This window comes from Sphingobacterium sp. G1-14 (assembly GCF_002196555.1).
Taxonomy (GTDB): Bacteria; Bacteroidota; Bacteroidia; order Sphingobacteriales; family Sphingobacteriaceae; genus Sphingobacterium; species Sphingobacterium siyangense.
The window spans coordinates 73,874-90,081 of the sequence record NZ_CP021381.1 but is presented as its reverse complement, the minus strand read 5'-3'; the positions used below and the strand labels follow the sequence as shown (position 1 = coordinate 90,081).

Below are 16,208 nucleotides of genomic sequence, written 5' to 3'. Positions count from 1 at the left end.
TTACAACCAACTTACGCTACCGGTCTCAACGTCATAGTTTGCGCCAACAATCTTAATTTTACCCTCTTCTTCAAGTTTACGAAGCGTTGAACTTTGTCTGCGAATGTCACGGATCGCATGTTTAATGTTCTGTTGATTTAGTTTTTCAAGCAACACACTATTTTTAGAAGAACGTTCTTCCCCCTTATCGATCACCTCATTAATGATTGGGTCGAAATGATTTATCAAATGATTTAGGTTATCCATTCCCATACCCTCAATCTGTGCCGCATCCAATCCTCCTTTTAATGCTCCACATTTGGTATGCCCTAGAACGACAACAAGTTTAGAACCTGCCACATTGCAACCAAACTCCATCGAACCTAAAATATCTTGATTGACAAAATTTCCGGCAATCCGGATACTGAAGATATCGCCCAATCCCTGATCAAATATAAGTTCAGCTGAAGTACGGCTATCGATGCAGCTTAGCACCACGGCAAATGGCCATTGTCCCTCACGCGTAGCGTTCACCTGTTCAAGTAGATCGCGGTTAGCTTTCAGGTTATTAACAAAGCGCTGGTTTCCCTCCTTCAGGAAATTTAATGCTTTTTCAGGTGTAATCGTCGATTGTGTTTCGTACGTATGTGCCTTCATAAAATTTTATTATTTGGAATATTAAAGGTAAAATTAATACGTTACATTTTAATTACCAATAGGAGAAAATACCTGTAATTTCTTATACAGCCCCAGTAACTTCGTTCTTTGTGTAATAATCCATCCAAGCTTTAATTCTTCCAACAAACATTTTAAGATAGTTTTCTGTCAAAAATATGTTGGACCAATCAAATCTTTGTGCCTGTACGCCCAGATAAAAAATAAAAATAGATGCGCCAGCTTTTGGTATTAAGCTGAGCTCTTTTTCAGATAAAAATCTATTGCTCTGGTATCCCCGCAAGAAGCTTTGCATTTTTAATTCATACTGCTCTTTATCTGATTCTATGAAAAACAGTTGTTTGCAGAAATATCCAACATCTAAAATTTGCCATCCATTTCCACAAAAGTCAAAGTCAAAAATCGTAATCTCCTTTTCAGCTGTAACGGCCATATTATCATACCAGATATCCATATGTATAATTCCGGTTTTTGTATTATCAAAATCTGAATTTTGAAAATTTCTGCCAAACCCCTCGATGAATTCCATTTCTGGCAACTTGTCTGAAAAGAATTGTTGTAAATACGCATAAGGTAGTTCTATAAGAGACTTCTTATTGTAAGACACACGGTTAATATTCTTGTTTTCGGTATGGTTGTGCATATTTGCCATTAGAGAACCTATTCGAAAACAAGTTTCCTTGTCCATAAATCGAATTTTCTCCCCTTGAGCAAAGGAAAAAAGTACAACATATCGGATTCCTTCAGGCGCATTTATTTCTTGAATGTATGCTCCGTCTTTATCTTCAATTGGAAAAGAAACACTTAAATTTTCATTCTTCAATGAGTTCAGAAGTTCAAGCTCTTCAATAATTTCGGTTCTTGACCTCCAATTATGACTATAAACTCGCAAAACGTATTTCGTTTCGGTGTTGGAAAGAAAATACGTGTGATTCATTCCTGTTCTGAATAGGGTACAATTGTATTTGTCGTCTAGGCCATATCTATCTTTCACAAAATCTCCTAATTGTTTGGCAGAAAGAGTAGAGGCTATAACCGGAAATGTTGTCATTTTTTTTACGTTAAATTTATAGTTTCGTTGATGAAGGATGTTTTTCCATTCAGGGTTATGATCAATAGCAGATTATTTTTTATCCCCCTACAACTTTTGTTTATGACTCACTTTGTTCCCGGAAGTTCATATTGGTTTTGTAGATACTAATAGCAAAAAAAAGCTTGCAATATGATTTGCAAGCTTTTTTAAGTTTTAATCTTTCGATCTGTAGCCCGTAGGGGAATCGAACCCCTGTTTCAAGAATGAAAATCTTGCGTCCTAACCCCTAGACGAACGGGCCGTTTTCTGTTTCGGTGTGCAAATATAGAAATATTTATAAATGTGTCAAAATTTTTATCTTTTTTTTATTCATTTTTTTTGAAATAGATCATAAAACCCTCTAGAATAGCTATATTTAGAGTCATTGAAAAAGTAACCAACATGACTAATTTTAAAAAAATCAAAAAACCGCTACTCTATGCCGGACTAGGCTTGGCTTTATTAAGTCAGGAAGCCTATGCCCAGAAATCGAGCGCTATCGCAGATCAACTGCAACTCACCTGGAAGGTCAAAGACGGACAGAATATCCGTAAAAATCCGGTATCCACCCTAATTTTAAAAAACAAAGGAAAAAGTGCTGTTCAACTCAACGACTGGAGCCTCTGGTTTAATTTTATCCGATCTATCGATCCCGATAAGGTCGACAAACGTTTTGCGATAGACCACCGAAACGGAGATCTCTTTCAGGTTAGCTTTAAGAAAAATAACTTTTTATTAAATGCGCAAGATACAGTCCACATCGATTTTATCACGACTGGACTGGTCAATTATACGGATGGGCCAATTGGTCTATACCTAAAAAATAATAAGACCGGGCTTGCAACAAATATTTCGGATTATTCTGCGGTTAAAATTGCTCCCCAGTCGGACGCTGAAAAAACAGCTTACTTTGCTTTTAAATACGATCAAAATAAGCTGGTAGAGGGTATAGCAGCACAGCATATCATCCCTTTACCAAGCAATATCAGCATCAATAATAACGAAAAATTCAACCTATCGACAGGTACAAATTTTTTTATTGACCATGAATTTGCTAGCGAAGGAGGCTTTCTGACATATTTCCTGACCAGCTATTCAGGCGTTAAGCTAGCAGCTTCATCCAGTCCACAAGGCGGCATTGAGATTGTCAAAGCAAACAACTTAAAGCCCGAATCCTATCACTTGACGATTGGTGCTAAAGGTGTACGAATAGAAGCATCAGATAAAGCTGGTGCATTTTATGCCATACAATCGTTAAAATCGTTGATCAATCACAGTCAATGGAACAAAGGCATAAAATCGATCACATTACCATTCTGCAACATTGAAGATAGCCCGCGCTATGGGTACCGTGGATTTATGCTGGATGCTGCCCGTAATTTCCATAGCAAAGCCGAGGTTTTAAGAATATTGGATCTCATGGCTTCTTACAAGTTGAACAAGTTCCATTTCCACTTCATTGACGACGAAGGTTGGCGATTGGAAATTCCAGCCCTACCCGAATTAACGACTATCGGAGCCAACCGTTCGGCTAATTTTGAAGATGGAAAGGCAATACAGTCTGCTTATGGTTCTGGAGCGACAGCCAAATCGCATCAATTCTACAGTGTTGCTGACTACATCGAAATCTTAAAATATGCAAAGGCAAGACATATAGACGTCATACCCGAGGTAGAAACTCCTGGTCATGCCCGCGCAGCGATCAAAGCAATGCGCGCGCGCTTTGCACATTACTCAAACCTTGGCGATAAACAGAAGGCGGAGGAATTCCTGCTGGACGATGCAGAGGACAAATCCGTTTACAATTCTGCACAAAACTGGAATGACAATGTCATGAACCCTGCCCTACCTTCAACCTATCACTTCCTGAGCAAGGTGATCGATGAAATCAAAGCGATGCATGATCAAGCTGGAGTTCCGTTGAAAATTATCGATTTAGGGGGCGACGAGACGCCAAGTGGTGTTTGGGAAAAATCGCCAAAGGTATCGGCCTTTATGAAGGAAAATAATATCGCCAATGTACTCGATGTATGGCCACTGTATATTACCAAAATTAATACCCTTGTTCAAGAAAAAGGGTTAACGATGTCTGGATGGGAAGAAATGGGTATGCGCAATAAAGGAAAAGGCATGGTTGTCAATGCCGATCTAGGAAAATCCGGCATCCATTTGAACGTATGGAACAATCTCCCGGGCCAAGGACAGGAAGACCTCGCCTATCGATTGGCAAATGCAGGATATAAAGTTGTTTATACGAGTGCTGCAAACAACTACCTGGACATGTCTTGGGACCGCGATTTTGCTGATCCAGGACACAGTTGGGTCGGTACGGTTAATCTGAATAGAACTTATTCGTTTTCTCCTGAAAATTTCTTCATCAATCTGCGCAAGGATGACACCGGAAAAGATCTTAGACCAGAGGCATACACCAATAAAGAACAGCTTACAGCGGAAGGGAAGAAAAACCTCCTCGGTATCAAAGGTGCCTTATGGGCAGAAAAGGTATCTACTGACCAGCGCCTTGAGGAAATGATATTTCCACGTTTAATAGCGATTGCTGACCGCGCATGGGCACCCGAACAAACCTGGGAAAAAGGAAACTCTTTTGACGAGGCCACTTATCGTAAATCGTATACCTCCTTTATCAAAAAATTAGGTGAGGATGAATTGAGAAAACTGGATCGGGTAAATGGAGGCTACACCTATCGACTTCCTAAAATTGGAATCAAGAAAGAGGGTAGCCAACTCCTTATCAATACCGATTATCCCGGTTTCAAAGTCTATTATAGCGAAAACGGCACTACGCCAACTTTGAAATCTAAACTTGTGAACGGTCCAATACCGTTCCAAACCGGAAAGAAATACTTATTTAAGGTATTTGATGCCAAAGGACGATCAGGTGATGTGATTAGCTATTAATATCGGGATTCAAGATGATGGATGCTATTGGCCGTTGACAATAAAAAAAGCTGCCTAAGATAACATCAGTCACTTCAAAAATCGACTGCTTGAACTGGCACTTAAGCTGATAAAGGCAAAATAGAATAAAAAAAGGGCTGTCCAAAAGAAGTTGGACAGCCCTTCTGTTTTATACAGATATTGTATCCTTAAAACTTATAACTCAATGCAACAGCAGCATTTCTTGGATCGATCTGATTAATAAAACCACCGCGGAAGTATGAATTCAATCCAATCTCATTGGTGATATTATTTACAAATACTTTCGCATCAAATTTGCGCCATTTGTATCCCACCTGTGCATTTAATGTGGTATAAGCTGGCATATTGAAAGGTTCTGTACCATAATATTCGCCATGTCCATTTGGCGTTAAGCTATATTCATTGACAGGTCGGTCTCCAACATAATAAACGCCCGCACTTAAACTCAGGTTCCGAAGAGCTCCTTGATGAAATACATATTGTATCCATGCATTTGCCGTATGTTTTGGCGCGTTCATCGGTGCCGATCCATCCATATAAGAAGGTGAATTTTTATATCGCGCATCTAAATAGGCATAGCCCAACATCACTGTTAAATTTTCCAATACACGACCGTTCAACTCAGCCTCAATTCCATCGCGTACCAGATCCCCTGCCTTAAAGTATAATCCTGTAGCAACATTAGTGCCCGGTGTATACTCAGCGTTGGTCAAGTTAGAGGTATAAATATGGAAATAGGTTAAATTGAAACGTAACCGATTATTCAGCCAATCGGATTTAATCCCCCCTTCAAATTGTTCGGTTTTAGAAGCACCTGCTGCTGTACCATCGGTTAATGGATTCGCAGCATTCCTTAAATTCGTTGAGTTTGTATAAGACCCAAATACATTAAAATTCTCAAATGGCGTAAAAATCACCCCCGCCATTGGATTCCATGCAGACTCCCTTTTATTACCGTTTGATGTGAAATCTTTTGTTGTAATTTCGGAATAACGTAAACCTAATACAGCCTTAATGTATTTATTAAATTCAATAACGTCCTGCCCCATAAATCCTATAGAAGAATAATAACTTCGCACAGGCGTTCCAGCTGTGTAGGCGATTTGCTTTCCTTTTCGCTGGTTTCCCAAAGAATCGACATAGACAACCTCGGATAGATCATTTACCCAATCGCCGTGAATATCAATAATATCAATTACATTACTATTTTGATCGGCTTTTTTCAAAAGAACATTTTTCTCCAGTGGACTTAATTTTCCTGCAAAAGAAGTTGTTGTCGCATCAGCGATACGATAATCCACCCCTGCCTGAACCAAATGTTTTACTTTACCCGTATAAAGATCTTTTCCGATCAAGTCAAACTGAAAAGTTTTATTCTTGTCATCGCGCAGGCTTTTGCTCATTGAGCGCGAGAATGTGTTATATTGTTTTGCATCGTCTTTAATCAATGAAGAAGAAGATGACTGGTTATCAACCTGATAAGAGGACGTTGCAATAGAAGCTCTGATGCTCCAGCGATCGGTCAATTCATGATTGATCTGGGCCATAAAGCTCTTCATCTCTGTATTATTATTATCGGAATTGAAGCCCAAAAACTTATTGTTCGGGATAACATATAGCGCATTCACCCCTTGTGAAGGATTTAAATTGACTGCGGAATTAACGGGCGTACGATTATCATTAAAATAATCACCCTCCAAAGTAACTGTCGTCTTATCCGTTGGTTTCCAAGCTAAGGATGGATTTAGATAAACACGGTTAGAGGATACACTTTTGCGGTAGCTATCGCTACGTTCATAAGCGCCATCCATTCGAAAAGCAACGGTCTCTTTCTTATCCAGTACCGTTTGGAAATCAAAGGTTGGGCGGAATTGCCCCCAGCTTCCCGCACGGACACCAATCTCTCCAGAATTCGTGAAATTAGGAGTTTTAGTGACCACATTAATTACCCCTCCTGCATTACCGATATCCGTAATAACACCCTGCGTAACCGCAGCAGACCCTTTAATCATTTGAATAGACTCCACACCTTGCATATCAACGACTCCAGATGCAGTCTGAAATTGAGAGTCAATCCGCACACCGTTCTTCAAGACAGGTACCCCTCTGAAACCACGTGTTGACAAAGATTCTTTAACACCGCCATAAGAACCGAATAAGGTTACACCCGGAATATTTCTTACAGCATCCGTCAACGTAAGAATACCCTGATCTTGAATTACCTTATTGGAGATGACGGAAATACTCTGAATTTGATCCGAAGGTTTTAATGGCATACGTGTAATCATTTCCAAGCCTTTTGGCTTTTTGTTGCGTTCACCAAACACTTCCACCTCATCAATCGCCTGCTCATTGCTCACTAGGGTAATTGGATCAATAATCACTTCAGGGCTCTTCGTGCTAAAAACATAATCAATAACGGTTGTTTGGTAGCCCATATAAGTGAATTTAATCACCGTATTTTGGTCGATGCCATGTAGTCTAAAATGACCTCTATGGTCTGTACGGACCTTTTTATCTCCGATTGAAACGGTTACTGAACTTAAAGGATTATTTTGTGTATCGACGACTTTACCTTTGACGATTCCCGAGGTTTGACCATATACTGCACCTCCGATTAAAAATGTAGAAGCAAGAGCTAGTAAGTGTTTGTCCATGTTAATAATTTTGGGTAATTATTTTTAATTATTCTAAATAACACCGCAAAGGTATAAAAAATAACCTATTTAGAATGATTAAAAATAAAAAAGTCCTGAACCACCTCAGGCTCAGGACTTTTTTATGTAGTCAGACAGTTATTTTATAGTCAGACAGTTATTTTAGTCAAATTTCCATCTTACGAACGCTTCAATAGCTTCATAATTTGCAAGACCTAATTGGTCATATAAAGCTGCGGTTTCGCTTGTACGGTCTTCAGCACGTACCCAGAATTCACGTGGATCATCTCCAGGGAATACAGGTAAATCTTTTTGAGATTGGTGTTTGAAGATGGCTAAACGTTTGCGATAAACTTCTTGCGGAGATAATGGAACGGCCATTTGGATCTCGTGGATTGGGTATTCATGCCATGCGCCTCTGTATAACCATAACCAACAATCTTTGGTCCATTCATCTGTTTTGCTCAATCTGCTCAATGCTTCAAACAAGATATCGAAACATACTTTATGCGTACCGTGTGGGTCAGCAAAGTCACCTGCAGCAAATACCTGATGTGGTTTTACCTGACGCAACAATTCCATTGTTTGTTGAATATCATCTTCAAAAGATACATTTTTTGAAAACTTTTGTCTATCATAGAAAGGCAGATCCTGGAAATGGATATTTTCATCTGGCAAACCAACCAAACGAGCTCCTGCGATCGCCTCACCCTTACGGATCAATGCTTTGATTTTACGGACAAGTTCAGTATCGATCTGATTTGGTTTTTTTGTCGCAAAAATTGCTCTTTCCTCATCATAAATTCGACCGATCTGAGAAGCTTCCGCCTCTGCCCCTATTTGTTTTGCTAAATCTTCAGCAAACTCCAGATAACGTACCACATCATCATCCCAAACAGCTGTATTACCACAAGTTTGGTAAGCAACATGGACATTGTGTCCTTGGTCTGCCAGACGAATAAATGTACCCCCCATCGAGATGACATCATCATCCGGGTGTGGAGAAAATACAATTACATTTTTCTTCGCTGGATTGGCACGCTCAGGACGTTGTGAATCGTCAACATTGGGTTTACCTCCCGGCCATCCCGTGATCGTATGTTGAAGTTCGTTGAATATACGGATGTTGATATTATATGCCGGACCGGTTTCTGTAACCAACTTCGCCATTCCGTGTGCATTATAATCCTCGTCGGTAAGTTTCAGGATTGGTTTTTTGATCTCTAAAGCTAACCAAACAACTGCTTTTTTAATTAACGAAGGTGTCCAAGTAACATCTTCTGCCAACCAAGGAAGATCAAAACGTGTCAACAATGAAGCAGCAGCTTCATCAAGAATAAATTCAACGTTATCCGATAATTGTAGATAAGTTGCAGGAATCTCTGAGGAGATTTCACCTTCAACTGCTTTTTTAATGATCTCAGCCTTTGTTTCGCTCCAAGCCATCAAAATGATCTCTCTCGCTTTGAAAATTGTACCTACACCCATGGTAATCGCTTTTGTTGGTACATTTTCTTTTCCACCAAAAGCACGGGAAGCATCGCGACGAGTTAAATCGTCCAACGTTACCACACGTGTACCAGAGTTAGGAGCAGAACCTGGCTCATTGAATCCGATATGGCCTGTACGGCCAATACCTAATAATTGAATATCTAAACCTCCTGCTGCCGTAATCTTCTGTTCGTACGCCTCACAGAATGCATTTACTTGATCAGGAGCTAAGGTACCATCTGGAATATTTACATTGGCCGCATCAATATCTACGTGGTCGAACAAGTTTTTGTTCATAAAGGTCACATAGCTCTGATCAGCATCAGGTTGCATCGGGTAGTATTCGTCAAGATTGAAGGTAATCACGTTCTTAAAGCTTAAACCTTCTTCTTTATGCAAACGAATCAATTCTTGATAGACTTTTACCGGTGTGGCACCAGTAGCAAGGCCCAGAACAGCTTTCTCACCTTTCTCTTGCTTTGCACGAATAATTTCAGCAATACGATTTGCAACGTTTTTCGAAGCTGAATTTTGATCTGGATAGACGCTCACAGGGACTTTTTCGAAGCGTGTTTCTTCCAATAAATTTAATCTAGCCATTTTATGGGTATGTTGATAAACGTGAATTACAAATTTATAAAATTAGTACCTCAAGTTGAAGTAAAATTTTAATAAAGTGGTTCTTTCTTAGCAATATTTTAAATAAAACCTTTTAGCTATTCTTTCAGGTCAATAATACGATTATACCTTATTTAAAATCTCGACGGCTTTTAATAGCGTTTCATCCTTTTTAGCGAAACAGACCCGCAAAACTTGTTGATTTGTAGCTTCTTTATAGAACGCCGAAAGTGGGATTGTTGCAATTTTGTGTTGCCTGGTTAACGAACAAGCAAACTCAAATTCTTTCTCCTGACTGATAGCACTATAATCTATATTAAGGAAATAAGTTCCTTCGCAAGGAAGAATCTTAAACCGGGATCCCCTTAATCCGTCCTTCAACAAATTCCTTTTCCGCTCAAAAAAATGCGATAGGCCTTTGACATAGCTTATATCCTCCAGATATGCTGCGATAGCGAATTGCATGGGCGTATTTACGCTAAATACATTGAATTGATGTACTTTTCTAAATTCTTGAGTTAATTGCGGCGGGGCAATGCAATAACCAATCTTCCAACCCGTAGTATGCAATAACTTTCCAAAAGAAGCTATAACAAAACTTCGCTCCCGCAAGGTGGGTATTTCCAGTACCGATTGTGGGGAAGCTCCGTCAAACACAATATGCTCGTATACCTCATCGCTCAGCAACAACGCATTGGTACCTGATAACAAATCCCCAAGTTTAATCAATTCTTCTCTACCAAGTACTTTGCCTGTTGGATTATTCGGATTATTGATGATGATTAAACGGGTTTTGGAATTAATTAACGTAGCTACGTAATCCCAGTCAATCTGAAAATCAGGAGCCAATAATCGCACGGGAACAACTTTACCGCCGAACAATTCGATCGTCGGTGCATAACAATCGTATGCCGGTTCAAAGATAATAACCTCATCCTGTGGCTTAACAACTGTGGCAATAGCTGTAAAAATTGCTTGTGTACCGCCGGATGTCACAGTAAGCTCCGCTGTTGCATCAACCGCCACGTCATAAACTTCACGATATTTTTTAGCGATAGTATCACGTAATGCCTGTGCCCCAATCATTGGCGCATATTGGTTATGCCCCTGTTCCATTGCCTTAGACACTAATTGAACCAACTTCGGATCAGTCTCAAAGTCAGGAAAACCTTGCGACAGATTTAAGGCTTGCTGCTCATTAGCGAGCATCGTCATTTTGGTAAAAATCGTCGTGCCGACATGTGGAAGTTTAGAAGTTAGGTTGAAGTTCATTTTTTGACATTTTATTAATCTACTAAATTAGTGGATTTTCTTATATTTGTAAATATATATAAGAATAATAACATGATAAAATACATCACACTACTTTTTTTAGTTCTGCCATTCTTTGGTTCTGCACAAAAAAAAGAACTTACCAAAGAGGAGTATATTGCCCGTGTCAAAGCTACTCCAGATTCAATCTCGACATTGGTTGACTTGCGTAGAGTTGGAGGTTATGACCCTGTATACCCCGAGCTTCAGGCGCTTTATAATACCTTGAGTAAAAATGTCAAGAATTCAAGTGAAGGAAAAGAGTTCCAAGACTACTTAAATACGTTGGAAACGGTTCAAATTGGAAAAATAGCTCCTGCGTTTACACAAAATGATACTACTGGTAACCCTGTAAAGCTTTCGGACTTTAAAGGAAAGTATGTTCTCCTTGATTTTTGGGCATCTTGGTGTCCAGATTGCCGTGTCGAAAGCCCAGATCTTGTAAAAACATACCAACAATTTAAAGGTGAAAACTTTGAAATATTGGGTATATCCTTTGATAAGGATCGCAATTCTTGGATTAAAGCCATCCATGCAGACAAATTGCACTGGCGTCATGTTTCGGATCTCAAACGTTGGCAAAATGATGTCGGAACATTATACGGCGTAAAATCTATTCCTCAGAATGTACTGATCGATCCCAATGGTAAAATCGTCGCCAAGAATTTACATGGTGATGCTTTACGCGCGAAATTGAAAGAAGTCCTGAAAAAATAAACTATAGACGATCCATAAAAAAGACCATGCTTTAGTAAAAGCATGGTCTTTTTATTTTTATTCTTTGGAAAACGCCATTTTTCTGAAAAAATCTATATTAAGATGATCCCAGTAAATTAGGATATTAAACGATTGATTGCCCCTTTTACTCGCTTAGCCAAACAAAGCACTGAAGATGTCCTCCAATTTGGCAACCGGACGAATGGCAATATTATATTTTTTAGCATCCAATCCTTTGGTATTGAATTTAGAAATAAAAATACCATCAAAGCCCAACTTCTCGGCCTCCTGAATACGCTGTTCAATGCGATTTACGGCCCTTATCTCACCCGATAAACCAACCTCACCGGCAAAAGTCAGATTGGATCGAATCGCGATATCTTGTTGTGAAGAAATAATTGCAACAACAACAGCCAAATCGATCGCAGGATCTTCGACACGCAACCCACCGGCAATATTCAAAAACACATCCTGTGCACTTAACCTAAAACCAAAGCGTTTCTCCAAAACAGCCAGCAGCATATTTAATCGCTTCGTATCGTAACCTGTAGAAGAGCGCTGGGCATTTCCAAACGCCGAGTTACTCACCAGTGCCTGTACTTCAATCATCATAGGGCGCACTCCTTCGAGCATCGCCGCAATGGAAACGCCACTAACAGGTTCATCGCGCTGGGAAATCATAATCTCCGAAGGATTTGACACTTCCCTTAGCCCCGACCCTTGCATTTCATAAATACCCAGTTCTGAAGCCGATCCAAAACGATTCTTTACGGCCCGTAAAATTCGGTATACATGATGGCGATCACCCTCGAATTGAAGCACCGTATCCACCATATGTTCTAAAACCTTGGGCCCTGCAATAGATCCGTCCTTGGTAATATGCCCTACAATAAAAACTGGTGTACTGGTTTCCTTTGCAAACCGCAGCAATTCTGCGGTACATTCGCGCACCTGAGAAACCGACCCTGGCGCCGATTCAATTTGTGCGGAATGTAAAGTCTGTATAGAATCTATGACAATGACATTCGGCTGTACCGTCTCGATCTGCTTGAAAATATTTTGAGTAGATGTCTCGGTCAGGATATAACAATTTGCTTTAGAAGATTGTGACAATCGCTCGGCCCGCATCTTAATTTGCTGTTCGCTTTCTTCTCCAGATATATAAAGTGTCTTGACTTGGGGGATCGATAACGCGAGCTGTAACATCAACGTAGACTTCCCAATACCGGGTTCGCCTCCGATAAGTACCAATGACCCCGGAACAATACCACCACCAAGAACCCGATTAAACTCCTGATCAGGAGTCAATATCCGTAATTCATCCTGATAGACAATTTCGTGGATGATCGCAGCTTTATTCGCTCTTTTCGTGCTTCCACCTGTGGTAGAACTGCGCCATTCGGGCACTTTTGAGCTCGTCTTTTCGACGACTTCCTCAACAAAACTATTCCATTGCTTACAAGAAGGGCATTGTCCCATCCATTTGGGAGATTCGTAGCCACAGTTTTGACAGAAGTATGCTGATTTTGATTTTGCCATGCTACGAAATTACAAATTTATAGCTGTTAAAAGCGTATTATCATGCCCCATACGTATTATATTACCCAGGATATTATGCAAGGACTGATCAGCCTTTCCATAATGCTACTCCTATGGCGGCTTAAGTCAATATACAGTATATTACATATTAATAGATACCACATCACTATTTTAACAATACGTGAACAATGCTGCGTGTATACTGGAACCTTACCGACAAACTTTAAAGAAAGGAAGTGTTTATTCTTCATTTTCCTTTAAGATCCGCAAGAAATTTTGTCCCATGATCTTCGCAACATCTGTCTTTGTATAACCTCTCTCCAACAGCGCTTTAGTCAGTAGCGGAAATTTAGAAACATCTTCCAGACCTTGCGGTGAGGATTCTATGCCATCGAAGTCCGAGCCTACAGCCACATGATCAATACCTACTTTTTTGACCAGATAGTCGATATGATCCAATAGTTTCGACAGTGGAGCATCGGCTTGCCGTTGAAGTTCTTTTGGCAACTTTTCATACATGAACCAGGTACTCAATGTTGTATCCCCCTTATCACCAAATTTGCCTACATACAAATCCTTAAGTCTTGTTTCATAGGATGGATCCAAAAAACCTGAATAAAAATTGACGCCAACAACGCCTCCATTTTTTTTCAAAGCTTCCAATTGTGCATCTTTCAGATTGCGGAAATGTGGACATAATTCATAGGCGTTGCTATGGGAAACCAAGATCGGTTTGGTCGTTATCGCCAGCACGTCATAGAAAGTCTGCTCTCCTCCATGGGACAGATCAACCATCATACCTAATTCGTTCATCTTCCGAATAATTGCTCGACCTTTTGCCGTCAACCCTTTATCCTTGGGATTCATACGACCTGATTCCATTGCTGCACAACTCGCCCAGGACAAATTGTAGTTCCAGGTCAAAGTGAGGTATTGGGCACCACGCTCATAGAGTCGCATTAAATGATCAACACTTCCCTCAATCATATTTCCGCCTTCAACCCCAATCAAAGCGACTATTTTTCCCGTTTTTAAGATCGAATCGATATCACGTGAAGATTTTGCCAAACTTATTTTATCGGTGTTCGCCGCAATCATCTTTTCCAAGGCATCTATCTGGTCATTGGCGTGCTTAAATGCCCCGGATTTCCACTTCGCATCATCGGACCACACAGCAAATACCTGCACATCGACACCTCCCTCCCGCAGTCGCGGTAAATCAGTAGCTCCCGTACTTATTCGCTGACCAATATTTTTCCCTGGGAAAATGGATTCGTAAATCACATCATTGTGTCCGTCGACGATCACCAAATCTTGGTGTATCTGTTTATAGTCTTGACTATATCCAACATTGTTGAGTGTCGTCATTGCTAGTCCAAGTAATAGCAGGCCTTTTATCATTTTTGACTTTCATTGATCGTTTCATAAATAGCGTCCTGAATCCTGCTTCTGATATTTAGATCCAACAGCCTAGTACTCACCTGAGGATGTACGCGATTAGACAAAAAGATATAGATCAGTTGATTTTGTGGATCAATCCAGATACATGTCCCTGTATAGCCAGTATGTCCAAATACAGCGCTATTTGCTAACTTAGATGGATATTCATTTTTTGGGTTTGGATCCCAACGGTCAAAACCTAAGCCCCGACGACTGCTTGTCGATTGCCTGGAGGTAAATAAATCTATTGTTTCGGTTTTAAAGTAGCGCTCCCCCCCGTACTCTCCTCTATTCAATAACAGTTGACCATAGATTGCCAAATCATTTGCTGTAGCAAATAATCCGGCATGCCCGGCAATACCGCCGGCCATTGCCGCACCCTGATCGTGGACATAGCCTTCTAGTAATGTTTTCCGAAAGGAGGTATCCTGCTCGGTAGGAACGATCTCATCCTTTGCAAAACGCTCTCGGGGAAGGTAACCCGCACGCGTCATCCCCAATGGCCTGTAAAAGTTCTCCTGCACATAATCTTGCAGAGGTTCAGCGGTCTGATGTTCTGCAACTTCCTTCATCACGTACATACTGATATCACTATACACATAATTTCCAGTGGGTTTTACAGGTGATTTTAGCATCTCGGGCCACATGACATCGCGGTAATAATTGTTGAGGATATAGCTATTGTCGGCCATTTTTACTTGATGGTTATCATCGCGGACTGAAGCAACGTCTCCAACTTTCAGATATTTATAGAAGGGAATAAAAGGTGTAAATCCTGCTTCATGCAACATGACGGAACGAAGCTTGATATCCTTTTTATTGGTATACTTTGCCTGCCATAGGTAATGTCCCATGGTACTATCCAAATTAATAATATTCCGCTCGGTAAGACGCATAATCACAGGAGTAGTACCGGCAATCTTACTGACAGATGCGAGATCAAAAATATCAGTTGTTTTTGTGGAAATATCTTTGGAATATGTGTGAAATCCGTAAGATTTCTCCAAGAGTACTTGCCCGTCTTTCACGATCATGACAACAGCTCCCGGTGTTGCTTGCTTATCGATGGCTTCTTGTGCAATGGCATCAATTTTCTTCGTCAATTTGGTCAGGTTCAGATTAGAACTTGATGCAGCGCCATATTGCAGCCTTGTCTGTGTGGTTTTGACATGACCGGCGGTTATAGGAATCCCACCAAAAATAGACATTGCCATCTGACGCTGTCCAATCTCTGAAAAAGGAGCAAGCAATTCGATCAAATCAGACTGAGGATGCTCCGATAAACTCTTTTTGCTCTTTTCATTTTCAAAAAAATGACAAAGGATAACTTTTTTATTGTTTAATACGGCCTGCTTCAACTGTGCTAGACAAGCTGCATCTAAGTCATCTTCCTTTCCAGCAACAATAATGGTGTTATAATATTTGATGTCCTCATCAAATTTATTAAAATCAAAAATTTTGGTGTTTGCATAGCGGGCCAACTGTTCTGTGAACATCGCATATTTTGCAGCGTTAGGAACGACAACTGCAATACGAAGTTGATCCAGGTTTTCTAAAGGCAGCAACTGATCGAGGTTATTAAACAGTATCGTCTCGTTCTTAATCGTAGACTTATATTGAGCAAACAGGGGGCTAATACAGAACAAACCTGCAAATAAAGCCCCAAAAAATCGTTTTTTCATTCTGCTTTTATCGTTTTTTAGGTTCTATCAAATAAAAATACGAATTAAATAACGAAGGAATATACTCGCTCGAAAAAAAATCAATTT

General features: G+C 40.1%; 10 protein-coding genes and 1 tRNA gene. 2 read left to right on the top strand and 9 right to left on the bottom strand.

Annotation, left to right across the window (positions count from 1 at the left end; all coding sequences use genetic code 11):
* From CBM24_RS00430 to CBM24_RS00420, 3 genes are all read right to left on the bottom strand, one after another.
* Positions 1–636, bottom strand: a complete 636-nt coding sequence (locus CBM24_RS00430) for a carbonic anhydrase (RefSeq protein ID WP_088159797.1) — start codon at positions 634–636, stop codon at positions 1–3.
* A gap of 82 nt (positions 637–718) precedes the next feature.
* On the bottom strand, positions 719–1,591 hold the full coding sequence (locus CBM24_RS00425) for a phosphotransferase (protein WP_232475811.1): 873 nt from the start codon (positions 1,589–1,591) through the stop codon (positions 719–721).
* A 325-nt stretch (positions 1,592–1,916) separates the two neighbouring features.
* Positions 1,917–1,988: transfer RNA gene (locus tag CBM24_RS00420), tRNA-Glu, on the bottom strand.
* Between the two features lie 140 nt (positions 1,989–2,128).
* Between CBM24_RS00420 and CBM24_RS00415 the strand changes: the two genes are divergently transcribed.
* The gene (locus CBM24_RS00415; protein WP_088159795.1) at positions 2,129–4,645 is read left to right on the top strand and encodes a family 20 glycosylhydrolase; all 2,517 of its coding nucleotides are present in this window, start codon (positions 2,129–2,131) and stop codon (positions 4,643–4,645) included.
* Between the two features lie 188 nt (positions 4,646–4,833).
* On the opposite strand, the gene CBM24_RS00410 is transcribed toward CBM24_RS00415, so the two are convergent.
* The 3 genes from CBM24_RS00410 to CBM24_RS00400 form a co-directional block, all read right to left on the bottom strand.
* Complete coding sequence (locus CBM24_RS00410) at positions 4,834–7,323, bottom strand: TonB-dependent receptor (protein ID WP_088159794.1); 2,490 nt, start codon at positions 7,321–7,323, stop codon at positions 4,834–4,836.
* Between the two features lie 162 nt (positions 7,324–7,485).
* Positions 7,486–9,414, bottom strand: coding sequence for a glucosamine-6-phosphate deaminase (nagB, locus tag CBM24_RS00405; RefSeq protein ID WP_075990500.1), 1,929 nt, complete (start codon positions 9,412–9,414; stop codon positions 7,486–7,488).
* A 141-nt stretch (positions 9,415–9,555) separates the two neighbouring features.
* The gene (locus CBM24_RS00400; RefSeq protein ID WP_088159793.1) at positions 9,556–10,704 is read right to left on the bottom strand and encodes a methionine aminotransferase; all 1,149 of its coding nucleotides are present in this window, start codon (positions 10,702–10,704) and stop codon (positions 9,556–9,558) included.
* Between the two features lie 72 nt (positions 10,705–10,776).
* On the opposite strand from CBM24_RS00400, the gene CBM24_RS00395 reads away from it, so the two are divergent.
* A complete protein-coding gene (locus CBM24_RS00395; RefSeq protein WP_088159792.1) occupies positions 10,777–11,460 on the top strand; it encodes a peroxiredoxin family protein in 684 nt (227 codons plus the stop codon).
* 153 nt (positions 11,461–11,613) lie between these two features.
* Here CBM24_RS00395 and radA read toward each other — a convergent pair whose 3' ends face one another.
* The 3 genes from radA to CBM24_RS00380 form a co-directional block, all read right to left on the bottom strand.
* Entirely contained in the window at positions 11,614–12,999 is a 1,386-nt protein-coding gene (gene radA, locus CBM24_RS00390) for a DNA repair protein RadA (RefSeq protein ID WP_075990497.1), read from the bottom strand.
* A 240-nt stretch (positions 13,000–13,239) separates the two neighbouring features.
* Positions 13,240–14,400 (bottom strand): dipeptidase, encoded by a 1,161-nt coding sequence (locus tag CBM24_RS00385; RefSeq protein ID WP_088159791.1) that lies wholly within the window; start codon positions 14,398–14,400, stop codon positions 13,240–13,242.
* A complete protein-coding gene (locus CBM24_RS00380; RefSeq protein ID WP_088159790.1) occupies positions 14,397–16,121 on the bottom strand; it encodes a serine hydrolase domain-containing protein in 1,725 nt (574 codons plus the stop codon). Before CBM24_RS00380 ends, CBM24_RS00385 begins: the two co-directional genes overlap by 4 nt.
* Positions 16,122–16,208 lie beyond the last annotated feature (87 nt).